The sequence below is a fragment of the Rhodococcus sp. no. 34 genome (assembly GCF_054589475.1).
The window spans coordinates 454103-478560 of the sequence record NZ_BAAILK010000041.1 but is presented as its reverse complement, the minus strand read 5'-3'; the positions used below and the strand labels follow the sequence as shown (position 1 = coordinate 478560).

Below are 24458 nucleotides of genomic sequence, written 5' to 3'. Positions count from 1 at the left end.
ATTCTCAGTCTTCGTAATCGTCGTCGTCGTGACCGAACGGATCGTCGACGGTCCCCGGCGTCCAGGTCAGACCGGGCTTGCCCCAACCGGAACGCTTGATGATCTTCTTGGCAGCGCGCGCGTTGCGGCCGATCAGTACGTCCGTGTAGAGGAAACCGTCGAGATGCCCGGTCTCGTGCTGGAGCATCCGTGCGAAGAATCCGGTGCCCTCGACCTCGATCGGGTTGCCGTCGGCGTCGGTGCCGGTGACCTTCGCCCAATCGGCGCGACCCGTCGGGAACTGCTCGCCGGGAACGGACAGGCAACCCTCGAAGTCTTCGTCCGGGTCGGGCATCGTCTGGGGGATTTCGGACGTCTCGAGTACCGGGTTCACGACGACGCCGCGTCGACGCTCGCTGCTGCGGTCGTCACCGGGGCAGTCGTAGACGAAGACTCGCAGTGGAACACCGACCTGATTGGCCGCCAGACCGACGCCGTTGGCAGCGTCCATCGTCTCGTACATGTCTGCGATCAGTTCGGCGATCTCGGCCGGGGACTGAGTGACCGGCTCTGTCGCCTTGTGCAGTACCGGGTCGCCGACGATTCGGATGGGGAGGATAGCCATGCGGACAAGGATAGTGCGGCGCGCCCGCGTAGTTATCACGGCCCGCACACTCGATCATGGTTCAATGGTTGCTGAAGAACAGCGATGTAATTCGTTGCTCGGTCGGAACGTGGGCCGCGGGGGAAATTGTGAGTTACCTTCGGGCCAGGGGACCGGGAAACTCACGGCCGCGAGAATATCGGTCGGAAAAGAACACCGGGCATACGAGTCTCGCTGACGCCGAGCACAGCAGTCGAGGAGTGACATGGACGGCGCAACCGCGCGTAGTCGGAACCAGTCCGAAGGCACTGGCGCCGACGATTCGGTAGTAGATACAGCAGGCATGCACGAGGTGGGCGAAGACGGCCTCACCCGCCGGGAGCACGACATCCTCTCCTTCGAGCGCCAGTGGTGGAAGTACGCCGGTGCGAAGGAAGAAGCCATCAAGGAGTTGTTCGACATGTCGGCAACCCGCTACTACCAGGTTCTCAACGCCTTGGTCGATCGCCCCGAATCCTTGGCGGCTGATCCCATGCTGGTCAAGCGCCTGCGTCGTCTGCGTGCCAGCCGTCAGAAGGCCAGGGCCGCCCGTCGCCTCGGCTTCGAGGTCACCTGAATCACGCGTACATATGATCGGGCTGTCCACGCACTGGCGATAAGGTCGACATCGTGAGTACCCCGAAAGAGCAGCCGTCCGGACCTCCGCTTCGCGCAATCGCCATGGTGTTGATCGCGTTGGCGATCGTGTTCATCGGTCTCGGAGCAGCCTCACTGGGTGGATCGAGCGACGGTGGATCGGGCGACGAGAACACCGCAGCAGAGCAGACCGAATCCTCGGCGCCTGCCACGACGAGCGCCCCCGCGCCGGCACCTGCCACTTCCAAGCCGGCAGCGACGACGCAACCCGCTTCGGGCGATACCACCACCACGTCGCGACCCTCGGGAACCGCGACGACCACGACTTCCAGCTCCGCGAGCGGCACCGACACGTCGAATGTCAGCGTTCGAGTTCTCAACAACAGCACCGTCTCCGGTCTGGCAGCAGGCACCGCCGAGGAATTGACGGCAGCAGGTTGGAACGTCGAGGAGACGGGTAACTACAGCGAGGGCACCGTCAGTACGACGACGGTGTATTACGGATCGTCCGCGGCGGAGAAGGCAGCGGCGCAGAAGATCGCGGCTGAACTCGGAGTCTCCGCAGAGCCTCGATTCGCCGGCATCGCGAACGCGTCACCTGGCGTGATCGTGATCGTGACCTCCAACTGACCGGTCGTGAAGGTGGAACTGACCCGTCGGTTCCAGCTACTACACGCGCCGTTATGATCAGAAGCACTTTCTCGCCACCTCAAAGGAGCGGTTCGATGGCCCCCAGCAGCACCCGGCGTATGTCCTGGCGCGTCGTTGCCCCTGTAGTCGCGATTGCCGCTTTCGGCTTGACCGCTTGCAGTAACAGCGAAGAGCCCAGCAGCGTCCCCGGCACGACTCCTCCGGTGTGGACCGGTGCAGCCGATCCCAGCGCGCACGAAAGCGCGGGCGGCCACGGTTCCGAGACGGCTCACGCCGGCGCTTCTGCCGAAACGGTCACCGCAACGCTGAACGGCACCGACGGCGCCAAGGTCGGAACGGTCACGTTCGCGCAGGAAGGTAGCGACGTCAAGGTCACCCTCGACGCCAAGGGCCTCACCCCCGGCTTCCACGGATTCCACGTCCACCAGGTCGCCAAGTGCGAGACCAATTCCGTTGCCCCCAGCGGCGGAGAGCCGGGTAACTTCCTCTCGGCAGGCGGACACTTCCAGGCCGAGGGTCACACGGGCCACCCGGCGAGCGGCGACCTCACTTCGGTTCAGGTCCTCGAAGACGGCACCGCCACGCTGGTCACCACCACCGATGCATTCACCGTCGACGAACTGGTCGCAAACGGTGGAACATCCGTCATGATCCACGCCGGAGCGGACAACTTCGGCAACATCCCGACGCGTTACGCGCCGGCACCGGACCAGCAGACCCTCGACACCGGTGACGCAGGCGGACGCGTTGCTTGCGGTGTCATCACCAAGAGCTGACAAACTCACCTGAGTTTTGCATCACTTCCGGCGACTACCACGCAGTAGCCAGCACGGTGTTTTTACCGACACTGTGATTGGATTCTCTGCGTGGTAGTTCCATTTCCAGGTTCGCCGCGCCCGACGCTGGGCGTGGAGTGGGAGATCGCGCTGGTCGATCGCAAGACCAGAGATCTCTCCAACACAGCAGCCGAGGTGTTTTCGGCGGTCGAAGAGCTTGCCGGCTCCGAAACCCCGCACATCACCAAGGAACTACTGCGTAATACCGTCGAACTCGTCACGGGTATTCATTCGACGGTCGGCGAGGCGATGAGTGATCTCGACAGGTCACTGGATCTGCTGCGTCGCGCCGCGAATCCGCTCGGCGTCGACCTCATCAGCGCGGGCACGCACCCGTTCGCGCAATGGTCGACTCAGTTGGTCACCCGGACGCCCGACTACGACGAGCTCATCGAACGCACGCAGTGGTGGGGTCGGCAAATGCTGATCTGGGGCGTGCACGTTCACGTGGGTGTCTCGTCCGCGGACCGCGTTTTCCCGATCATCAACGCACTGCTGCAGCGTTATCCGCACCTGTTGGCGCTGTCGGCGTCCTCGCCGATGTGGGCCGGTGTGGACACCGGCTATGCGTCCAATCGCGCGTTGATGTTCCAGCAGCTGCCAACCGCCGGCCTTCCGTACCAGTTCGAGAACTGGGCCGAATACGAGTCGTTCATCGACGACCAGATGAAGACCGGTGTGATCACCAAGATCGGTGGCATGCACTGGGACATCCGTCCCGCGCCGAAGTGGGGAACCATCGAGGTCCGGGTGTTCGACGGCGTCTCGACGCGCGCCGAACTGGGTGCCCTCGTTGCTCTGGTCCACTGCCTCATCGTCGATCTGGACCGCAGACTGAGCGCCGGTGAGACTCTGCCGAACATGCAGCCGTGGCACGTCAAGGAAAACAAGTGGCGCGCAGCGAGATACGGACTGGACGCCGAGATCATCCTCGACTCCGACGCAAACGAGTGCCTCGTCACTGACGATCTGGATCGCCTGCTCGACGACTTGGCGCCGATCGCGGTCTCGCTCGGCTGCGCGGACGAGTTGGCGTCGGTGGCGGACATTCCCCGTCGCGGCGCGTCCTACCAGCGGCAACGTCGTGTCGCGGAAGCGACGGGCGGCGATCTGGTTGCGGTCGTCGACGCCTTGGTCGCAGAGTTGGGCACCTAGCAGGTTCACAGTGCGAAGGGCTGTTTCGCGGACTGGAAATCCGGGCATACCAACCGTTTGTCCAGTGGGTGTCCATATTCAGTTCACACGCCGTTTACTATTGTCCGGTGTTGATAGACAGTTGGTCCCAACGAGGGGGCGCACCCGGACAGTCGGACCGTTCGTGGTCGAGTTCTCACCGACTCCTTCTGATCGGCACAGCAGCATTGACCGTGCTGGTCCTGGGCGTGCAGGCGTTCGCGTCGTACAAGGGCTATCTCGGTCCGGTGGAAAGCCTGTTCGGTGACTACTTCCTCGTTCCCCGCTCCGCGACCATGCCTTGGGTGGGCCTCGCTCTCGCGCTCGTCGGACTGAACAACAAAGAACGCATCTACGCGGTATCCGCGGCCGTCGTGATCGACGTGGTCGTCGGCGCGATCCGCTGGTTCTCGGGTGGACCGCTGACGATGGGCACCGGCGGCACCTGGGTGCTGACGGCCATCGCGGTGTACGCGGTGTGGAAGTTGTCCGGTGAGCGTCGACTCAGCGTTCTGCACGGCGTCGCGCTGGGCGAGTTGCTCATCATCGCGGCCAAGGTTGCCGAGACGTGGCTGGAGATCACCATTCTCGTCGGCACCGACGTGTGGGACGAGTACGTCTTTCTCGCCGACCAGGCTCTCGGGAATCCGTCGTGGGTGATGGGCCAGATCGTCGACGCCATGGGCCCCGTCGGTGCAGCAGCCCTCGACTGGATCTACGTCGAACTACCCGTCGCAGTGATCGTGGTTGCTCTCTACCAAGTACGCAAGGGTTGGCCGTCGCATCACCTGCTGCGAACGTTCCTGCTCATCGGGCTGATCGGTCCGATCTTCTACGTCCTGTTCCCGGTGGTCGGTCCGGTGTTCGCCTTCGGTCCGCGTGGGTTCGGATTCCAGATCGGTGACTACTGGCCGAACATCGTGCCCAACTTCGACTTCGCATCACCGTCGTCGCTGCCGTTCGACGACGCCGCACCGCGAAACTGCATGCCGAGCCTGCACACCGCGTGGGCAGTCGCGCTGTTCATCCACTCGCGCAGCGGACCGTGGTGGATTCGCAGCCTGGGATCGTTCTGGCTCGTTGCGACCCTGACCGCGACGCTCGGCTTCGGATTCCACTACGGCGTCGACCTCATTGCCGGTGCCGTCCTGTGCTTGACCCTCGATGCGGCGCTACGGGATCCGGAGCGCGGCTGGGGTTGGTTCCGAGTGCGTCTGTTGATCGGTGGCTCGGCACTCCTGGCGGGATTGTTGCTCTCGTACCGGTTCGCTGCGGTGCAGATGGCCGAGTACCCGGCGATCTTCGGGCCGCTGCTGATGGCTGTCCTGGTTCTGATGTCGGTGGCGTACTTCGCCACCTTCTTCGCCCGCCCCGGCACTGCTCTTGCGGTGTGGGGCGAGCGCGACGGCGAGTGGGATGCCGTTACAGGAGAGAGTCCGGGTCTTCCAGCTCGTTGATCTTCATGAGGTCGTCCTCTTCGCGCTGTTCGCGGTAGGCGACTCGGCCGACGCTGTGCGCGATCACGGGCGCCGTCAGCAGCGTGAAGATGCCCACCAGGACCAACATCCAGATGTCGACGCTCCCACGAAGCAGGAACACGGCGCCCATCAGGACCAAGATCAGTCCGACCACCTGAGGTTTCGTGGCCGCGTGCATACGACGCAGAGTGTCGGGGAAGCGAACGATTCCCACCGCGGCGGTCAGCGCGAGCAGCGCGCCGAGGAAGATGGAGATGGCCCCGATCGTGTCGAGGATGTTGCCGATCACTGGTCACTCACCCGGAAGCGCGCGACGGACACCGAACCGATGAAGCCGACCAGCGCCAGCGCGACGATCGCGGGAACGATAGTGGTGTCTTTGCTGTACGCGGCCCAGACCGCGAGTCCACACATCGAGACCGCGATGATCGTGTCCAGGGCGACGAGGCGGTCGAGTGAGCTCGGACCGTCGAGCAATCGGAATGTGGTCAGTACGGCGGCGATCAGCAGAATCACTCCGGAAATGATCAAGATCGTGGTGATGAACCCGTTCATGGTTGGTCCTCCTGCCGGGGTGCATCGAATTCGTAGTCGCGCTGGTGCCACGGGCTGGGTTGCCAGTCCGAATCACGTTCGAACGACGCGATGAACAACCGCTCGAGGTCCTCCACCGAGCGGTAGAACGCGCTGACGGCTTTCTGCGAGCCGACGTCGAGCACATGGACGTAGACGATGCGTCGGTTCTGGTCGATCTCGAGAACCATCGTGCCCGGGATCAGATTCAGAACGTCGATGCACAGCGTGAGAACCAGGTCGGACTTGATCCCGAGTTGGTACCGCAGAACTCCGGTGACCGGCGGCGGCGACGGACGGATCGCCAGCCACGCGACCTGGATACTCGACTGGATCGCGTAGTACACGATCATCCACAACAGACGCAGAATCGACAGCAGATGTACCCGACCCTCGACCGGTACGCGGGGGAGGGGAAGCAGGACCATGATGATCAGGCCGACGGCGAGTCCGCCGAAGATGTTGCCGAAACTGATGTTGCCCCACAACAGGATCCATACGACCATCAGCCACAGCAGGATCCCGACGCGGAGTACCTGTTCGCGTTTCATCGCGGAGCCTCCTCGGTGTTCGGGACATCGGTGTTCGGGGCCTCGGTATTCGGAACGGCTGCAGGGTCGTCTGCAGCGACGGGAGCTTCGTCGACCGGCACGGGCCGGTGGTTGCCGAGAACCGCGTCGATGTAGATGGACCGGTCCTGCAGGTCCTTCGCCGCTCTGTCGCTGATGTCGATGATCCGGCCCGCGAACACCGTCAGTGCCAGACCGACGATGACAAGTCCGACCGTCGGAATCAGCATGAAGAGCGGAATCTTGCCGACATCCTCGCGGTCGACGAACGCGATGTCCTCTTCGGACTCGTCGATCAACGCTGACGGGCTGACGTCGGCGAGGTCACCTTCGGGCGCGTCGGCCCGGGCTCGCCAGAAAGCCTTGGTCCACACGCGGGCGACGGCGTAGAGCGTCAGCAAGCTGGTGATCGTGCCGCCGGCAACGAGGATCCAAGCCAACGCGCTGGCGTCGGCCGCACCGGCCTGAAGGAGCGCGACCTTGCCGATGAAGCCCGAGAACGGCGGGATACCACCGAGATTCAGCGCCGGGATCAGGAAGACGATCGCGAGGATCGGGCTGGCCGCCGCCAGACCGCCGAGACGGCGCAGCGACGACGACCCGGCTTGTCGTTCGATCAGACCCACGACGAGGAAGAGCGTCGTCTGCACGATGATGTGGTGGGCGACGTAGTAGATCGCGCCGGACAGCCCGGACGTCGTGGACAGTGCGATACCGAAGATCATGTAACCGATATGGCTGACCAGTGTGAACGAGAGCAGACGTTTGATGTCGCTCTGCGCGATGGCACCCATGATGCCGACCACCATCGTGAGCAGGCCGCACACCATCAGTACGTTGTCGAGTTCCCCTTGCGGGAACAGCAGTGAGTGTGCGCGGATGATCGCGTACACACCGACCTTGGTGAGCAACCCGGCGAAGACGGCGGTGATCGGTGCGGGCGCGGTCGGATACGAGTCCGGTAGCCACGCGGACAGCGGGAAGACCGCGGCCTTGATGCCAAACGCCACGAGCAGGACAGCGAAGATGGCGGTTCGTGTGCCCGGCGGAATGTTGTCGAAGCGCAGGGCCATGTCGGCCATGTTGAGGGTGCCGGTCGCCGCGTAGGCGAAAGCGATGCCCGCCAGGAAGATCAGCGAGGACACCATCGAGACCATCACGTACGAGACACCGGCCCGGACGCGGTCGGCGCTGGCACCGAGCGTCAGGAGCACGAAACTCGCGGCGAGCAGAACCTCGAACCCGACGTACAGGTTGAAGAGGTCACCGGCGAGGAACGCGTTGGAGATACCGGCGGTCAATGCGAGATAGGTCGGCAGGAAGATCGAGACCGGCTGGGCCTCGCTGCCGTCGCGGATACCCTGACCGATCGCGTAGATCATGACGGCGAGCAACACCACCGACGAGACCACGAGCATCATCGCCGAGAGACGGTCGACCACGAGTGTGATGCCGATGGGGGAGTCCCAGCCGCCGACCTGAACGGCCGTCGTACCGTCGCGGTCGGCGAGGTAGAGCAGCAAGCCCGACACCGCGACGACTCCGACGAGCGCGATCAGTGTGATCACGCGCTGGAAACGAGGACGTCGGCCGACGACCAGCGTCGCAGCTGCGGCCAGCATCGGGATCAAGACGGGCAGGGGCGCAAGGGCTCCCATCAGGTTGTCCGAGATGGTCATGCGCCTCCACCTCCCTCGATCTTGGTCTGGCGAGCGTCTTTGCGCCGCTTCTCGGATTCCTTCTTACGAGCAAGGTCGGTGGCCCAGTCGGGTACCGGTTCGTCCTCGAAGTCGCCGTCGTGGAGGTCGTCGTAGCATTCGATGTCCTCGAGGTTGACCAGTTGTTCGAGGGGAATAGGGTTGCCGTCCTTGTCGAATGCGTCGCCGCCGATGCTCGGGGCACCGGTGACCGGGTCGTCGGAGCGGTCGTGGTCGGGAGCGTCGGCAGGCAGGCGACGCTTGAGAACCTTGGTGTCCTCGGGATCGTCCTCGACGGCGTCGGCGGTGTTGATCTTGTAAGACCGGTACGCCAGTGCCAGAACGAAGCCGGCGATACCCATCGTGATCACGATCGCCGTCAGGATCATGCCCTGGGCGAGCGGATCCGCTATTTCCTCGTGGACCGAATCTCGGCCGACGATGGGCGGATTCCCGTCCGATCCACCGACGGTCAGGATCAAGAGGTTGATGGCGTTGCCGAATAGAAGTAGACCGAGCAGCATCCGAGTGATGCTTCGTTCGATCAGCAGGTAGACACCGGCCGACGTGAGGACGCCGATCAGGATCAGCATTCCGATGTTTGCGCTCATGGTGCTTTCACCTCGATTTCTGCGTCGAGGCGGGCGCCGAGACTTCGGAGTACGTCCAGGACCAGGCCGACCACGATGAGGTAGACGCCCAGGTCGAAGAACAGTGCGGTGACCAGTTTGACGTGGCCGATGAGCGGGAGTGTGAACTCGAAGACGGCGGACGAGAGCGCCGGGGCGCCGAGGAACAGCGACACCAGGGCGGTGCCCGCGGCCAGCGCCAAACCGAGGCCGAGAATCTTGCCCGCGTCGATGGGTACGGCTTCACCGAGTTCGTAGCGTCCACCGGCGAGGTACCGAAGTACCAGCGCCAGGCCCGCCGTCAGGCCTCCAGCGAAACCGCCACCGGGGGCATTGTGACCGGAGAAGAAGAAGTAGATCGACAACACCATGATGGTCGGGAAGATCAACCTCGTGGTGACCTCGAGAACCAGCGAACGGTGTCTAGGATCGATGAGGTCTCCGCCGCGCAACCACGTCGTGTCCGAGTTGGCCGCTGCCTTGTCGACGATGACGGAGGGGGCGTCCGCGACGCGCGGCGCGATACCGAACCGGCGGTTGCGGAAGACGAGGCTGGCGACGCCAGTTGCCGCGACAAGCAGCACCGAGATCTCACCGAGGGTGTCCCATGCGCGGATGTCGACGAGTAGGACATTGACGACGTTCTTGCCGTTGCCCAGGTCGTAGGCCGCGTCGGGAAGCAGCTCGTAGATCGGACGAGTGTTTCGGGCATTGGTCGCGAAGGCCGCGATGGTGGTGACGGTGATACCGACGGCGACGGCGAGTGCGGCACGCGGCCACTTGAAGCCGATCGCCTTGCTCTCGTCGACTTCGGCGGGGAACTTCCGGAGCACGAGCACGAAGATCACCAGTGTCAGTGTCTCGACGAGGAACTGGGTCAGCGCGAGGTCGGGTGCGCCGTGCAGCGCGAACAACACGCCGCAGCCGTAGCCGGTGAGTCCGACGAGGATGACGCTGGCGAGTCGGTTGCGCATCAGCGTCGCGGCGATGGCGGCCGAGATCATCATCAGCGCGATCGTGAACTGGATGGGTGAATCCCACATCCGAAGGTCGACTCCGCCGCCATCGGTGTCGATGATCAGCAGGAACAGTGGCACAACGACCAGCGTCGCGAGAATCGTCGACTGTGTGCGAGGGAGCGAACCACGCTGAGTGGCGCCGGTCAGGCGCATCGAGATCGTGTCCATGCCGCGCAGGGTCGCGTCGTAGATACGGTCGGCGTTGCCGAGCGGCGGGTGCTCGAAGTGCAGGCGGCTGATCTGACGCTGCGCGATGTAGAGCGCGATACCGCCGGCGATGACGATGCAGGTGAGCAGCAGCGGAGTGTTGAATCCGTGCCACAGCGCGAGGTGGTAGTCGGCGTGCGGTCCGGGGGCCAGTGTGGTCGAGTACGGCGTCAGCAACTTCTCGAGCTGGGGCGAGAGAATGCCGGCGGCCAGACCGAGAACAGCGAGCAGGCCGGGCGCGAACAGGAACAGCCAACCCGGCTTGTGCATCTTGCTCACGGCTGGGCTGGGCTTGCTCAGGGTCTTACGTCCGAAGGCGCCCCAGATGAAGCGGACGCTGTAGCCGACGGTGAGGATCGAGCCCAACACGATCACCGTGACGACGGCGATGGACGACCAGTGGCCGAGCGCGTTCGTTTCGAGCACCGATTCGAGTGCGGCTTCCTTGCCTACGAATCCGAGTAGCGGTGGCAGACCGGCCATGCTGGCGGCAGCGAGGCTCGCGATGATCGCGAGAGCGGGTGCCGCTTTACCCAGGTGAGCAAGTTTGCGCAGGTCACGGGTACCGGTCGTGTGATCGATGATGCCAACGACCATGAAGAGTGCGGCCTTGAACATCGCGTGCGCCACGACCATCGTCATGCCGGCCAGGGCGGCGTCACGCGTGCCGATGCCGACCAGGACCATCATGAAGCCGAGTTGGCTGACCGTTCCGAAGGCGAGGACGAGTTTGAGGTCGTACGCGCGCATGGCTCGCCAACCGGCGAGGATCATCGACAGCAGACCCAAACTGATGATGGTGATGCGCCACGGCGGCGAATCGGCGTACCCGGGAGCCAGGCGCGCGACGAGGTAGATACCGGCCTTGACCATTGCAGCAGCGTGAAGATAACCGCTGACAGGGGTTGGCGCGGCCATCGCACCTGGCAGCCAGAAGTGCAGGGGCACGATTGCCGATTTGGAGAGCGCACCGATCAGGATCAGGACGATCGCGACAGACGGGAGCCACCCCGTCGGCGGGTTCGCGACCAGTTCGGACAGGTTGTAGCTGCCGCCGACCTGGCCGAGGATGATCATGCCGACCAGCATCGCCAGACCACCGGCGGTGGTGACCAGCAGTGCCTGGGTCGCGGCGCGGCGGCTGGTGGCGCGTTCGGCGTAGTGACCCACGAGCAGGAACGACAAGACCGTCGTCAGTTCCCAGAACACGTAGAGAAGCAGCATGTTGTCGCTGGTCACGAGTCCGAACATGGCACCCGCGAAGGCGACCATCTCGGCGGCGAAGATGCCGAGTCGAGGTTCGTCGTCGGTGAAGTAGCGGGCGCAGTAGATCAGGATCAGCGTGCCGACGCCCAGGACGAGCACGGCCATGATGGCGGAAAGCGCGTCGAACCTGAAGTCGATGTCCATCGACAGGCCGGGAACCCAGGTGATGTGCAGTGTCTCGACGGTGCCCCATTTGTCGATGACCCAGCCGAGGCCGGCGAGGGGGACTATCGCGAGGGGGAAGAAGCCGTTTCGCCCTAACCTGCGCACCACAAGCGGAGCCAAGAGGGCGGCAACGGCATGGGCAAGCAAGATAGCGAGCAAAAGGCACTCCGTCGTGTTGTCAGCGGGCGGCGGGGTGTCCGAACAAAATCGAACCTATCGGATTAACGAGACAATTCACCTTGTCGGAGAGGTTGTCTTTGCGTACATATTACCGGGCGTGGCAGTTTCGATGTGCAGCGAGTCGATTCGGACATCATCGGCACTCGCTGATACACGTAGGTTGGACGACGTGAATTCGTCGACACCCACCACGATCATCCGTACCGCTGCCCTTGCACACATTCGTGACCGCAAGCTGATCCAGACCCGCTCCGTAGGCAAGACCGCGTTCTACATGGCCGGCGGAAAGATCGACCCGGGTGAGACGCCCGAGCAGGCGTTGCACCGCGAAATTCGGGAGGAACTCGACGTCGATCTGGTCGACGGGACGGTCACGTTCCTCGACGTCTTCGAGGCTCACGCTTTCGGACATTCCGCGGACACGGGCCTGCACATGAGTTGCTATCTGGCGGAGATGGCCGGAGACCCGCACCCGACCAGCGAGATCGCCGAGTTCCGCTACTTCACGCTCGCCGAGTACGCAGCGATGGACGAGGTGGCGCCCGGATCACTCAAAGTGTTCCATCGCCTGGCGTCGATGGATCTGATCGACTGATCGGCGGAGGAACGGATCGATTGATCCGCCCCAATCGGAGACTCACGTAGGCGCAGACGGCCACGATGATCAACGCCACGGCGTCGAGTATCAGAATGTCGGTCGAGATTTCGAACGGGCCGACCGTCGTGATGCCGTTGAAGGGCTTGTTATCGTCCAGCGGCGTGTACGCCGTCCATCCGTAGTCGAACTGTGGATAGACGAGCAGGGCCAGCGCCGTCGGGCCGAAGATGACACCGAGTCCGACGAGTGCTCGCGACGCTCCGGTCCGCGGTGGCTCTCGGTACATCGCGCTGGCGATCGCGTATGTGACGACCGCAGCGGTGAAGGCGACAAGAAGATCGCTGATCGTGAGAACGTCACCGATCTTCGGCGACGGCGACGTGGCGTAGCTGACGATCCCGGCGACCGTGACCGTCAGGAGCAATCCGTAGCCGACGACTCGCGAGGGAGCGATCGCGCCGATCGCTGCCGCGGCGACGATGACGAGTCCGATCACGACGGCGGTGGAGGCGGGGGTTTTCGACCATTCCATGGCTTCGGTTGCGGGACGGTTCGCCGAGACCGCCGCCAGAGTTGCGACGGCAGCGGTACACATCAGCAGGATTCGACTGCCGTCGCCCAGCACCCGCGCGCAGATCACCGTGATCACCAGCGCGACGAGTAGTAGAGGCACCGCCGCCGTGACGGTGGTGATCTCGAACCACCAATTCGCAGCGACCCCGAAGAGAGTGAGCACCGCCGCGATAGTCACCGGTCGAACGGCCATCCGTTCCTTGGGGTGGTCCTTGTCGAAGTCGTGGAACCAGAACGCGGCGACGCAGGCGGCGGCCAAAGCGAGCGCGAGCAGTGTTGCCCCCAACACTGGTGGTTGAAACTGGTTGGTGTTGTCGGCGATGTAGTCCGCGTACCGCCGAGGTATAGCGTCTTCGTCGAGGAGTGAATCCGAGACATGCACGGCAACAATCGTTCCCGCGACGGAAGCGGCTCGGACCCGGGGAGCGGCAGCAACCGTGACCGCGCCGACAGCGACTCCCGCACCGACGGGTGAGAGTGCCTCGAAGTTGTGATCGTAGAGCCCGGGCAGTTCGAGTAGGAGTCCACCGAAGACCGTCATGGCCGCGGTCCGCAACCGGCAGCGGGCCATCATCGCGGCTGTCCCGACCGCGACGACAGCCAAGACGCCGGCGCCGATGGTCGAGATGGACCAGAATCGGTCGCCCGTCGAAATCGACGTCGACTGGCTGTTCACGAACGGTGCCAAGGCGACGACGGTGACGACGAATGCCGTCACACCACTCAGCGCGACGAGCAGCGTCCTGCGGGCGATGGGCACTGCTCCAAAATAGTCAATCCGGTACCAGTTGCACCGCAATAGCAGGTCTCAGTCCGGTGACGGTGTGTCAGTCGACTGGCTCCGGTTCGATCCGAGATTCCGTGGTGTCGACGGGTGGATGGGATCGTCGGAGGATCGCTGCACCGCAGAAGCCGATGATCAAGGCGAAGAGGATTGCAGCGCCGACGGTCTGAGGGGTGACGTAGTCGATGGTGATGCCTATTCCGCGTCCGAATAGTCCTCCGTTGGCGCTGACGTGCGCCGGGATGGGAAGTTCCATCAATCGCTGAATGTCTGCCGCTGTCAACTCTGGCGGCGCGGTGAGCTGATCGGTGAGAATGGCGATCGACGAGAAGGTCATTGCGGCAAAGGGAATGGCGAGTCCGAGTGTGGCGTCGACCAGGCTGCCGGGAGCCAGGGCACCGAACAGCAATCCGGCGGCGAGACCCAGCGAGGCGATCTTCAGTGCGATTGACCAGACACCGTGCGCGGAGTCGAAGGGCAGTAGTTCTGACAGCGGTACCGCAACGAGAACGGCGATGGGAACGAGGTTTGGCACCTGCTTGTGCAGTCGCAATCCGACGGCGACCGGCAGGGCTGCGAAAAGCACCAGTACCCAGGGGGACTTCAGGTCTCCCCAGTGGCCGGAACCCTTCGCGATGTCGACGAACAGCGGAGCCGACGCAGCGGCCAGAGCGGTTGCGGCCCAGAGGAACTTGCCACCAGCACCGGAGGTGTCGCCGAGACGGTAGGCGGCGATCCATGTCAACGCGAGCGCAGCGCCCGCTGCCAAGACCATGACGATCCAGGCAGTTGCCTCGGACGCGTACTGCTGGCGATCGATCACGGCGCCGAGCACTCGATGCCCGATCGCCAGCGCGGCGATCACCACGAGCGCGATGCGGATTTCGCCCGCGTCGGGCTTGCGGATCCGGAAGCCGGATTGCGCGGTCACTGCACAGGCGATTGCTGCTGCGGCCGTGGTGCCGATCAGCCACCACGACGGCTCACCTACCGAAGACGTACTCATCCGGCCCGTCCCGCCGGCGAACGTGCGAACCGCGAGGAAGGCGGCAAGCACGCCGAGGAGGGTGGCGTTCTTCGTGGCGGTGCGATCCCAACTGACGGCAACCACACAACCCAGAATCGCACCGGCTGCAACACTTTTGACGATGATCACGGCGATCAGCAGGTCCAGTGACGCAACCTCGGGCACGACTGCCCGAATGATCGCGATGACGGCGACCCCGACGGTGATCGCGATCCAGGCTGCCCGACGGGAGCCGCGACGCTGTGAGAGGGCGCATGCAAGCACGGCAACCACGGCGCCGAGCCCGACAGCGGTGGGTCCACTGCTGATCCAGCGATCTACTTCCGACGGAGAGGCCACGATGGCCCAGTCACGGAGAACCGGATTGGTCAGGGCCAGCGCAGCGAGTATCCCGGACAGGAGCGCAGCGACGGTGGTGAGGATCGCTCGAAGATCGAGTGGCATCGGGCCAACCTATCGCGGCGCCGCGACATCGGTCGTGGGCGGCGTGAGTGCCGGAAACCAGATGTCGGTGAGAACGTCTGCTGCGACGTCCGCACCCGCGGTGATCGCGCCCTGTTCCGCCCAGCGAATGAAGAAGCGCTCGACCTGTGTCAGCAGGAGCTCGACCCGGAGTTTCGCCTCGTCGTGTCGATTCTGCGGCCAGCGTGCCAGGTACGACGGCATCGCGTTGGGCAGTGCGGAGATGCCTTCGCGGGCCAGTGTGCGGAACTCGGGTTCGAGGACCATGGCCTCGTCCCACGCCCGCATCATGTGGTGGTGATCGCGGCACCAGTCGAGAGCGCGGTTGATCCAGCCGGCGAATTCTTCGCGCGAACCGGAATCGAGTACGTGGTCGAGATCCTGGAATATGGCGAGGGTGCTGGATACGACGGTGTTCGAGCCGAGCGCCTTGAGGATGTCGATCTTTCCGGGAAAGTGCAGGTAGAAGGTGGCTCGGCTGCAACCGACCCGGCCGGCGATGTCCTCGACGGTGACAGCCGCGTATCCGCGTTCGGTGAAGAGCGCGCCGGCGGCATCCACGAGGTCTGCGCGGGTTCGCTGCTTCTGCTTCTCTCGCAGCGTCAGTCTGCCGGAGGTATCTGTCATTACCAGGATCCTAGTGCCGCGGGGGCTCTCACGGGTCAGTTGCACGAGACTCTCCGTCTTTCACTTGACAGTCCGTTAGTGAAAGCTACTCTGTGGTGTAGCGCACATTCGACCGATCAGAGGACGCCATGACCATCTCGGACACAACACGCACGCCTGACCTGCCGGCCGGATTCGACGTCACCGATCCTGCTGTCCTCGGGGAGCGGATCCCTTTCGAGGAATTCGCCGAACTGCGTCGCAACGCACCCGTGTGGTGGTGTGAGCAGCCGCCGACGGTCGGTGGATTCCAGGACGAGGGCTACTGGGTGGTCTCGCGTCACGCTGACGTCAAAGAGGTCAGCCAGCGCAGCGATGTGTTCTCGAGCTGGGAGAACACCGCGATCGCGCGTTTCGCCGACGACATGCCACGTGAGGCCGTCGAGATGCTCCGGCATCTTCTGCTCAACAAGGATGCACCGGAGCACACCAAGCTCCGCAAGCTGATTTCGAAGCTGTTCACGCCTCGCGCGATCAACGGCATGCGCGACGAATTGGACCGTCGTGCACGGAGCATCGTCGACACCGCTGTGAGCGAAGGCCCGGGTGACTTCGTGAAGCAGGTTGCCAGCGAGCTGCCGCTCCAAGCGATCGCGGATCTGATCGGTGTACCGCAGGACGATCGGGACAAGCTGTTCAAGTGGTCCAACGAGATGATGGGCTACGACGACCCGGAATACCAGGGTGATCCGGCAGTCGCGTCCACCGAGGTCCTCGGATACGCGTACCAAATGGCAGACGCACGTCGTACCTGCCCGGCAGACGACATCGTCACCACTCTGGTCCAGGCCGACATCGACGGCGACTCCTTGAGCCCGGAGGAGTTCGGGTTCTTCGTGCTCATCCTGGCGGTCGCAGGGAACGAGACCACCCGCAACGCCATCACGCACGGAATGATCGCGTTCCTGGACAACCCCGAGCAGTGGGAGCTGTACAAGAAGGAACGTCCCAAGACGACGGCCGACGAGATCGTCCGTTGGGCGACACCCGTCACCGCCTTCCAGCGCACCGCGCTCGAGGACACGGAATTGGCAGGAGTGTCGATCAAGAAGGGGCAGCGCGTGGTGATGCTGTACAGCTCCGCGAACTTCGACGAGGACGTCTTCGAGAACCCGATGACGTTCGACATCACTCGTAACCCCAATCCGCACTTGGGCTTCGGCGGAACGGGCGCGCACTTCTGCATCGGAGCCAACCTCGCTCGTATGGAGATCGACTTGATGTTCAACGCGATTGCCGACAACGTCCCGGACATCACCAAGATCGGTGATCCGCGCCGTCTGCGCTCGGGTTGGATCAACGGCATCAAGGAGTTCCAGGTCGATTACAAGAGCACAGGCTGCCCGGTCGCTCACTAGAGTCGGTAGGTGAGAGGTACACCCCACGATCTCGAGGAGCCACCGCATGACTTCGATCAACGACAAGGCAACAGCTCTACTGGCGTTGCACCAGCCAGGTAACCCGGTCATTCTCCCGACGGTGTGGGACGCGTGGTCGGCGAATCTTGCGGTGGCTGCAGGTTTTGCAGCCCTGACGGTGGGCAGCCACCCGGTTTCCGATTCCATCGGCAAGCCGGACAACGAGGGCATCACCTTCGACGAACTTCTGCACCGGATCAAGCAGATCACCGGTGCGGTCGACGCCCCGATCTCGGTGGACGTCGAGGGTGGTTACGGGCTCGAGCCGGCAGTTCTCATCGACGGGTTGATCGATGCCGGCGCTGTCGGACTCAACATCGAGGACACCGTTCACAGTGAAGGCGGACGCTTGCGTGAGGCGCAGGAGCACGCCGACTTCGTCGGTGGGCTTCGTCAGGCCGCCGACGCAGCCGGAGTTCACGTTGTCGTCAACGCGCGCACCGACCTGTTCGTGAAGCAGGTCGGTGACGAGTCCGATCGCGTCGATCGCGCCATCGCACGCCTCAAGCTGGCGGCCGACGCCGGCGCCGACGTTCTTTACCCCGTCGGGCGGCATGACGACGCGACCCAGCGCCGCCTGACGTCCGAACTTCCACTTCCGATCAATGCGATCGGAATCCCGGACCAGGACGATCCGGCAAGTTTCGGGCCGCTCGGAGTGGCACGTGTGAGCTTCGGTCCGTTCTTCCAGATGGCATTGGCCAACCGTGCGAACGAGATCTTGGGACGCTGGAAGTAAGAATGCAGACACTGATGTCGCCCGGCCCGCTTCTCGACGATCGCGGACATTTGGTCGAGACGGGTTGGGCCCCATCGGAGATTCGCAAGTATCGACGCTCTGCGATCACCGCTCCCAAGTTCCGGATCAAGGAGTGGGACTACTACTGCGTTCTTACTGCGGATTACGGCATCGCGTTGACCGTCGCCGACAACGGGTACATGGGCTTGCTCGGAGTCTCCTGGCTCGATTTCCGAACACCACACGAGATCACCGAAAACGTGATGCTGCCGTTCCCGATGGGAAGGCTCGGTCTGCCCGAAAGCGCCGACGACGGTGATGTGGTGGTGTCGAAAGGTAAAGCTCGCTTCGAGTTTCGCCATGTGGACGGTGGGCGCCACCTGATCGTCGATTACCCGGCTTTCGACGGTGGGCGAGGCCTTCATGCCGATTTGTTCCTGGCGAGTCCTGCCGATGACCGGATGGTGATCGCCACACCGTTTCCGAAGGCGTCCCGTTCGTTTTACTACAACCAGAAGATCAACTGCCTGCCCGCTGCCGGGACCGTGCGAATCGGGAGCGACGACTTCACATTTCGCTCGGAAGACTCGTTCGGCGTTCTCGATTGGGGCAGGGGAGTCTGGACTTACGACAACACCTGGTACTGGGGTTCTGCATCCGGACTGGTGAACGGCGAGCGGTTCGGATTCAACATCGGTTACGGCTTCGGTGACACTACGGCGGCCAGCGAGAACATCGTGTTTGTCGGAGGGCGGGCCCACAAACTGGACAGGATCGACTTCGGCATCCCGCAGGGAACGTACGACGGCGCTCCGTGGAACTTCTCGAGCAACGATGGTCGCTTCGAGATGACTTTCGAGCCGATCATCGACCGTGCCGCGACTTTCGACGTCGGGGTGCTGCGTTCGATTCAGCATCAGGTGTTCGGAAAGTTCTCCGGCACAGTGATCCTCGACGACGGTACCTCCGTGGTGGTTCGAGATCTCCTCGGATTTGCCGAGGAGGTTCGGAACCGCTGGTAGGCCGTACGTCTCCGCGAAGATGACGGAACGCAGCATGAGCACCGGGGCATGATCGTGCCCCGGTGCTCGCGTCTCGAGTTGTTTCACTTCAGGCGGCTGTCGGTGGGCTGTTCCCGCCGATCGGCTGCTGATACGGATCGATCGACATCGGTGGATAGAACACTGTTTTCCGATCCGGCCCGATCTCCACCCGCCATTCGGTGTGGTGCATCGTCCGATGATGATGACCGCACAACAAGATCAGATTGTCGAGATCTGTTGGGCCACCATCGTTCCAGTGAACAATATGATGAGCATCGCACCACCCCGACGGCGTTCCGCACCCCGGAAACGCACACCCACCATCCCGAACCGCAAGAGCCCGCCGCTGCGGAACCGTCGCCGTTCTCGCTTCCTTACCGCAGTCGAGCGGAACACCATTCTCGTCCAACAAGATCCGGGTGACGGTGCAGTCGCACGCCAACATCCGTGCGGTGTCGATACTGATCGGGCCCACCCAATCCGTCCACGCGAAACCCAGTTCCTCGGTGGACGGCAGGAGGTCTTTCAGAACTTTAAGGTCGGTCATGTCTTTTGCCGACGCGGTGACCGTGATGTGTGGTTTCACTCCGCCTTCGATCGGACCCAACCCCGCTCGCTCGTAACGACGCAACAATTCGCAGAACCCGTCCGCCCGCCGTAGCGCCGGCGTGCGGGTGTCCTTGACGCCGTCCTTCTCCGGCGTCGGCGCAGACAGGCTCGACAACAACGTGATCAACCGGGCCCCGTTCACCGCATCCAAATCACCCTTCACAGTGACCCGCCCGTACAAACCTTTCGACGCGTAGAACTCGTTACGCTCCGAATCCTCACCCACCGGAACCCCGTCCTCACGCTTGCCGTACTGCTTCTCGATCCGCCGAATCGCCGCCCGCACCGCATCACAATCCGCAATATTCTTCGACGCCAACGACAACAAAATCCCGCGAGCCTTGTCCACATCCGCCACGGTCATGTTCTTCGGCGGATGCTGACAAAACGACGCCACCTGCCGCGCCTTCAACGCATCCACCTCACCACGATGAAACGCGTCCGCGACAACAGGTTCGAGCATCAACAACCGCGCCAACCCGACCAACAGACTGCACTCACCGATCTCCAAATTCGTCGAACCATGCAACCACAGCGCGATCGCCCGAAAACCCTTCCCACCGAGAACGTCCCGGGAAAACATCTCCACGATCAACAACACCAACCGCGACTGCAACTCGTGCCGGACACGCACCAGATCCAGAACCTCACCCTTGAGGCCCTCACCATCCAGCTGCCACGCATCCCGACTGTCCATACCGAAAGTCTAATCGAACACACTTTCGATAACCAGAGACAAACCGGACAACTTCGAGAACAGGAAGGCTCGAGACCCGTTGATATGAAACTACTTTCAGTAACTCTCAAAACCGGATCATCGGCCACCGAGCGGCAGAACTCCCCCGCCGACAGGATACGGAGGGAGCGTTCCCACAAGCGTCGGTGTCAATGTGGTCGCAGACGGATCGGCGCGACCCAGCGTAAGTTTCCGAACTTCGGCACCCGTTCCGTTGCTGCCACTTACGAGGAGGTCCGCGCCGGTGGTCGTGCTCGTCGTGGCCACTCCGACACCCGAACCTGGACCGGTGAACGGGTCGAAAGCTGCAACCTCCCGAAACGCCACGTCCGTCGAATGGTGATCTGGACTCTCGAGGTACATCTCGGGTGCACCGTCGAGCCTGGATCCACTCGAAAAGACGCGGATTGATCCTTCTCCTCCGAGCATGCCTGCCACTATCGACTTTGCGCCGCCCTCGGCGCCCGCCACCCAACCCGTCGACAGAGACACCCCGTCGCGGTAGCCCTGATCGAATGCCAAGAACTGTGATGTCGTTGCCGGACCAGCCGTATGACCTGCGTGTTCATCGGAGTCGCCCTGCGCAGCCGCCGTCGGTTCGTACAGGTCGTAGCGGAACGTCTTGATCAACGGCTCCTCGCCCGCGCCGGGTGCTGTCACGATGCTCGCTCGACCGGAGTGACTGTCAACCATTCCGGTTGCGAACGTGACTCCGCTACTCGATCCCGGGTACGGCGAGAACGAACCGAATTCTGCGGGTGCGGAACTTTTGTCCGCCGGAAGGTCGGTGGAGTAGATCTTGACCTGCGACTCCATCCCCGGGCCTGATGCAACGATGATGTTGTCTGCCAGTGCATTTCCGTCGATGTCGACACCGCCGACGTTCACTCCGCCACGAAAACCCACATCGAAGGGGGCGAATCTTGCCAACTCGTCGGTGAACGGCACGCCGCCGACTGCGTTGTACGCCACCACTTCCGGAGCCGAGCCTGCACCTGTTCCAGCGACCAGATCAAGCACCATGTCTCCGTTCACGTCCGCCATCGCAACACTCGGGGTGCCTTCGAACGACGGGAAGGGCGTCACAGCAGTGATCAGTTTGTCGCCGTTGGCATCGAATATCTGCACCTTGGCGGGCACGCCGGCCGAACCAGGTATCGCGACGGCATATGTCGATACCTCGGGAATCACGTTGACAGTCGCCATCAAACCGTTGTCCTCGTGATTGAGTCGGTGGCAGTGAATCACAAAGGTTCCGGTGTACTCGGTGAACTTCGTCCGCAACGTCACCGATGCTGGTTCCAGCGCATTCTCGTTCTCGTCCGTCACCGGCGCCGGCACGTTCACGTTGTCGATTCCCCAGGGCTGAACGCCCGTCGTGGTACCTGCGACGGGATCCACAACTTCCGTTACCTGGAAGTCGTTGACGTGAATATGCATCGGGTGTTCGTCGTTGTTGAGGTTCGTGATCTTCCATTCCTCAACGGAATTCAGTCGCGGTTGAATCAGCGGAATGTTGGGGAACGTGTTGTCGGCGAATTCGTAGGTGAAGGCCTTCGGATCGCTGTTGCTGGCCTTCTCGTTTCCGAACCCACCGGACACTGTGAGATTGCGGGTCACGTCGGGCGTCATCGCTGCGGTATCCACGAACGAGGTGTAGGTATCGAGCTTCTGTCCGAACTCGAAGGGAGTCGTCTTTCCTTCACCCTCGTCTGGCGTCGCACGGATCAACTGCTGAGTCGGGAACGTGAAGAATCCGTCCGCGTAACTGATCACCGACGGGTCGACGGTGACGGTTCCGAGTTCGGCGGGCGGATTGTCGGTACCGTTGTTGGTGTAGAGAATGCCTGGATTGCTCACCGGCTTCGCACCTTCGAGCGGTGGCATCTCCAGCACCAGATCGCCGGACTCCGGCATCGTCACTGCGATTGCGTATCGCGAGGCCGGCGGAATCACCAGCCTGGTTCCGTCCCCGTCCACGGGTGGCCTGACCTCGTCGAACGGGTTTCCGTCCTGCCCTACGATGGCGAACTTCGGATGGGCGCCGGTTGCGGTTTCCGTCAACGTGACCGGCATGTAGGCAAAGTCGCTGATGTTGGCAAGCACCCAGATCTCGGTCTGCCCCGGCTTCAGTTTCAGCGACGGCTGGAACTGACCGTTCACGGTGTACTGCACATCGCGTTGGTTGTCCGGCAGTGAAGGATCGGCCGGTACAGTCGTCGATTCACCCACGAAGCTCTGCAGATTGCCTGGAACGAATTGATTCTGTCCACGATGATTGGCCGGGGACAACGGTCCGGTGTACCAGTTGGTGAAATACTGCGCGCCCTCGGTGGTGTCCGAGAAATTCACCGGAGCAAGGCTCGGACGGTACGTCCCGTCGGCTAGTTCCGTACCGGCGGGTGGCGTCAACGTACTGACGAATTGGGGCCAGTTCGCGTCGTTGAGCTGTCGGCCCTTTCCTTTGCGGTCGAATACGAAGTTGTACTGCAGTGCCATATCGCGAATCGGAACGTCGTTTGCCGTCACGACAGGCAGATTGCCGTCCGGCCGGCCGATTTCCAGTAGCCCGGCCAGGCCCATGTACGTCTGCTGGGCGGTGAGGGTGTGCCGGTGACTGTGATACCAGTACAGACCGTTCGGCATCGTCCCCGGAATCGCGTAGTCGTACACGTTTCCCTGGCCGGCTGGAATGTTGAGCAACACGTTGTCCGCATTGCCGTCCGGACTCACGTGCACTCCGTGCGTGTGCAGATTCAGCGGAGCCGACGTCAGCGCCGGCGGATAGATCGGCACGCCCCCGCCCGCAGGTGTGAATGCCGGATCGTAGAAGTCCTGGATCGTGAGATCCTGCAAATCGTTGTCGTAATGAATGATCAATCGCTCTCCGGGATTGACGCGGAGAGTCGGCGCCGGATAGACGTCACTCGCCGAGGTCGATCCGTCCGACGCCGTACCGCGGATGACCTCGTACCCGAAGAGCAGAAAATTCGACACGGGCGCCGAAGCGGTATCGAGCGGAATCACTCCCTGATGAGCGGACAAGCGCACCTCGAGAACACCATCTCGGCTACTCAGTTTCACCGGCTCCCGGTAGTCGACGGCGGTTCCGTCCGAGCCGTAGTTCGCGCCCACCTCGGGCGCCGATTCAGCGGACGTACACGCGGCCAACGCCATCGTCATGGACACCACTACTGCTGCGGCTAACGACTTTCCTCGCAGTGCGATCACTGGTTTCCCCGTTCCATGGTGGCGTGAGATACGTCCGATCAGCGCTCATCAGCCTATCGAGAAAACATCGGCTGAACAGTACATTCACGACAAATTGCCCACCTAGTGCCCGCTCGAGCGCTTCACCTTGCAAGCAGTCTCAGCAAACCGATCAGAAATCGAGAAGCACAGCCACGGGACCCGCAACTACGTTGAAACACATGAACACACCACAGAAGTCCACTTCCGACCACACGTCGCCAATCCACACATCAGCAGGGAGCGCCCAGATGACCACCGCCCAATCCGTGATCCTCGACGTTCCCGACCTCGCGGCAGCCGAAGCCTTCTACAACGCTCTCGGCGTCGGAGATCGAATCCAGCTACGCGAATCGAACGAACCGACAACAGGGTTTCGTGGGTACACCCTTTCGCTCGTCGTCTCCCAACCGAACATCGTCGACGCCTTCGTCGGCGCAGCACTCGCAGCCGATGCCACCGCCTTGAAGCCTGTCAAGAAATCCCTCTGGGGATACGGCGGAGTCGTCCAGGCTCCAGACGGTTCCATCTGGAAGATCGCCACGTCGTCGAAGAAGAACGACGGGCCGGCCACCCGCACGATCGACAGCCTCGTGCTGCTGCTCGGCGCCGAAGACGTCAAGGCCAGCAAGCAGTTCTACCTCGACCGCGAACTCGAGGTGTCCAAGAGCTTCGGTCGCAAGTACGTCGAATTCACCAGTGCAGCAAACAATGTGACACTCGCACTGTATGGTCGCCGCGCTTTGGCAAAGGATGCCGGGGTTGCTCCGGAAGGCACCGGATCACACCGTCTGACCGTTGCCGGCGCGTCTGAAACCTTCACAGACCCAGACGGTTTCGCCTGGGAGAGCGCCCATTCCTGAGCCGGACGGTGTCCTGCCGGCAAGCCCGA

General features: G+C 62.8%; 22 protein-coding genes. 10 read left to right on the top strand and 12 right to left on the bottom strand.

Annotated features, from left to right (window positions below):
* Positions 1 to 4: 4 nt before the first annotated feature.
* The gene (locus ACYP01_RS19605) at positions 5 to 604 is read right to left on the bottom strand and encodes a peptide deformylase (protein WP_003945053.1); all 600 of its coding nucleotides are present in this window, start codon (positions 602 to 604) and stop codon (positions 5 to 7) included.
* Between the two features lie 244 nt (positions 605 to 848).
* On the opposite strand from ACYP01_RS19605, the gene ACYP01_RS19600 reads away from it, so the two are divergent.
* The 5 genes from ACYP01_RS19600 (at position 849) to ACYP01_RS19580 (ending at position 5336) form a co-directional block, all read left to right on the top strand.
* Positions 849 to 1199: a DUF3263 domain-containing protein gene (locus ACYP01_RS19600; protein ID WP_007730120.1), complete on the top strand. Its 351-nt coding sequence runs from the start codon at positions 849 to 851 to the stop codon at positions 1197 to 1199.
* Between the two features lie 53 nt (positions 1200 to 1252).
* Positions 1253 to 1849, top strand: a complete 597-nt coding sequence (locus ACYP01_RS19595) for a LytR C-terminal domain-containing protein (protein WP_003945058.1) — start codon at positions 1253 to 1255, stop codon at positions 1847 to 1849.
* 95 nt (positions 1850 to 1944) lie between these two features.
* The gene (gene sodC / locus ACYP01_RS19590) at positions 1945 to 2646 is read left to right on the top strand and encodes a superoxide dismutase[Cu-Zn] (protein ID WP_007730117.1); all 702 of its coding nucleotides are present in this window, start codon (positions 1945 to 1947) and stop codon (positions 2644 to 2646) included.
* A 90-nt stretch (positions 2647 to 2736) separates the two neighbouring features.
* Positions 2737 to 3861, top strand: a complete 1125-nt coding sequence (locus tag ACYP01_RS19585) for a glutamate--cysteine ligase (protein ID WP_003945034.1) — start codon at positions 2737 to 2739, stop codon at positions 3859 to 3861.
* A gap of 107 nt (positions 3862 to 3968) precedes the next feature.
* Positions 3969 to 5336, top strand: coding sequence for a DUF5933 domain-containing protein (locus tag ACYP01_RS19580; RefSeq protein WP_459681858.1), 1368 nt, complete (start codon positions 3969 to 3971; stop codon positions 5334 to 5336).
* Here the strand turns inward: ACYP01_RS19580 and mnhG are convergent.
* From mnhG to ACYP01_RS19550, 6 genes are read right to left on the bottom strand one after another with little or no spacing between them, the layout of a single operon-like run.
* Positions 5302 to 5646: a monovalent cation/H(+) antiporter subunit G gene (mnhG, locus tag ACYP01_RS19575; RefSeq protein WP_003945045.1), complete on the bottom strand. Its 345-nt coding sequence runs from the start codon at positions 5644 to 5646 to the stop codon at positions 5302 to 5304. The two genes, ACYP01_RS19580 and mnhG, sit on opposite strands and share 35 nt — an antisense overlap.
* Positions 5643 to 5912 (bottom strand): monovalent cation/H+ antiporter complex subunit F, encoded by a 270-nt coding sequence (locus ACYP01_RS19570; RefSeq protein ID WP_003945061.1) that lies wholly within the window; start codon positions 5910 to 5912, stop codon positions 5643 to 5645. Before ACYP01_RS19570 ends, mnhG begins: the two co-directional genes overlap by 4 nt.
* Positions 5909 to 6481 (bottom strand): Na+/H+ antiporter subunit E, encoded by a 573-nt coding sequence (locus ACYP01_RS19565; RefSeq protein WP_003945063.1) that lies wholly within the window; start codon positions 6479 to 6481, stop codon positions 5909 to 5911. The genes ACYP01_RS19570 and ACYP01_RS19565 overlap by 4 nt, the downstream gene beginning before the upstream one ends.
* On the bottom strand, positions 6478 to 8178 hold the full coding sequence (locus ACYP01_RS19560) for a Na+/H+ antiporter subunit D (RefSeq protein WP_003945059.1): 1701 nt from the start codon (positions 8176 to 8178) through the stop codon (positions 6478 to 6480). Before ACYP01_RS19560 ends, ACYP01_RS19565 begins: the two co-directional genes overlap by 4 nt.
* Entirely contained in the window at positions 8175 to 8807 is a 633-nt protein-coding gene (locus ACYP01_RS19555; RefSeq protein ID WP_003945054.1) for a Na(+)/H(+) antiporter subunit C, read from the bottom strand. The genes ACYP01_RS19560 and ACYP01_RS19555 overlap by 4 nt, the downstream gene beginning before the upstream one ends.
* Positions 8804 to 11641: a Na+/H+ antiporter subunit A gene (locus tag ACYP01_RS19550; protein WP_209907961.1), complete on the bottom strand. Its 2838-nt coding sequence runs from the start codon at positions 11639 to 11641 to the stop codon at positions 8804 to 8806. The genes ACYP01_RS19555 and ACYP01_RS19550 overlap by 4 nt, the downstream gene beginning before the upstream one ends.
* Before the next feature lie 190 nt (positions 11642 to 11831).
* On the opposite strand from ACYP01_RS19550, the gene ACYP01_RS19545 reads away from it, so the two are divergent.
* Positions 11832 to 12257 (top strand): NUDIX hydrolase, encoded by a 426-nt coding sequence (locus ACYP01_RS19545; RefSeq protein WP_007730102.1) that lies wholly within the window; start codon positions 11832 to 11834, stop codon positions 12255 to 12257.
* Here the strand turns inward: ACYP01_RS19545 and ACYP01_RS19540 are convergent.
* The 3 genes from ACYP01_RS19540 to ACYP01_RS19530 all read right to left on the bottom strand — a co-directional run bounded on the left by ACYP01_RS19540 (position 12214) and on the right by ACYP01_RS19530 (position 15733).
* Positions 12214 to 13593: a hypothetical protein gene (locus tag ACYP01_RS19540; protein ID WP_459681852.1), complete on the bottom strand. Its 1380-nt coding sequence runs from the start codon at positions 13591 to 13593 to the stop codon at positions 12214 to 12216. The two genes, ACYP01_RS19545 and ACYP01_RS19540, sit on opposite strands and share 44 nt — an antisense overlap.
* 67 nt (positions 13594 to 13660) lie before the next feature.
* On the bottom strand, positions 13661 to 15088 hold the full coding sequence (locus ACYP01_RS19535; RefSeq protein WP_459681850.1) for a hypothetical protein: 1428 nt from the start codon (positions 15086 to 15088) through the stop codon (positions 13661 to 13663).
* 9 nt (positions 15089 to 15097) lie between these two features.
* The gene (locus ACYP01_RS19530) at positions 15098 to 15733 is read right to left on the bottom strand and encodes a TetR/AcrR family transcriptional regulator (RefSeq protein WP_003945046.1); all 636 of its coding nucleotides are present in this window, start codon (positions 15731 to 15733) and stop codon (positions 15098 to 15100) included.
* A gap of 128 nt (positions 15734 to 15861) precedes the next feature.
* On the opposite strand from ACYP01_RS19530, the gene ACYP01_RS19525 reads away from it, so the two are divergent.
* Genes ACYP01_RS19525 through ACYP01_RS19515 form a run of 3 tightly spaced genes read left to right on the top strand, consistent with a single transcriptional unit; the run spans position 15862 to position 18951 of the window.
* Positions 15862 to 17130, top strand: coding sequence for a cytochrome P450 (locus tag ACYP01_RS19525; protein WP_003945041.1), 1269 nt, complete (start codon positions 15862 to 15864; stop codon positions 17128 to 17130).
* Positions 17131 to 17176: 46 nt separating this feature from the next.
* Complete coding sequence (locus ACYP01_RS19520) at positions 17177 to 17929, top strand: isocitrate lyase/PEP mutase family protein (protein ID WP_021343347.1); 753 nt, start codon at positions 17177 to 17179, stop codon at positions 17927 to 17929.
* Positions 17930 to 17931: 2 nt separating this feature from the next.
* Complete coding sequence (locus ACYP01_RS19515) at positions 17932 to 18951, top strand: DUF2804 domain-containing protein (protein ID WP_029254792.1); 1020 nt, start codon at positions 17932 to 17934, stop codon at positions 18949 to 18951.
* Between the two features lie 88 nt (positions 18952 to 19039).
* Here the strand turns inward: ACYP01_RS19515 and ACYP01_RS19510 are convergent, their stop codons facing one another.
* A complete protein-coding gene (locus ACYP01_RS19510) occupies positions 19040 to 20278 on the bottom strand; it encodes an HNH endonuclease signature motif containing protein (RefSeq protein WP_459681845.1) in 1239 nt (412 codons plus the stop codon).
* A gap of 117 nt (positions 20279 to 20395) precedes the next feature.
* Positions 20396 to 23500 carry a multicopper oxidase family protein gene (locus ACYP01_RS19505; RefSeq protein ID WP_256520716.1) on the bottom strand — a complete coding sequence of 1035 codons (3105 nt, stop codon included), beginning with the start codon at positions 23498 to 23500 and terminating at the stop codon, positions 20396 to 20398.
* A 317-nt stretch (positions 23501 to 23817) separates the two neighbouring features.
* Between ACYP01_RS19505 and ACYP01_RS19500 the strand changes: the two genes are divergently transcribed.
* Positions 23818 to 24429: a VOC family protein gene (locus tag ACYP01_RS19500; RefSeq protein ID WP_459681843.1), complete on the top strand. Its 612-nt coding sequence runs from the start codon at positions 23818 to 23820 to the stop codon at positions 24427 to 24429.
* The last annotated feature ends 29 nt before the right edge of the window (positions 24430 to 24458 follow it).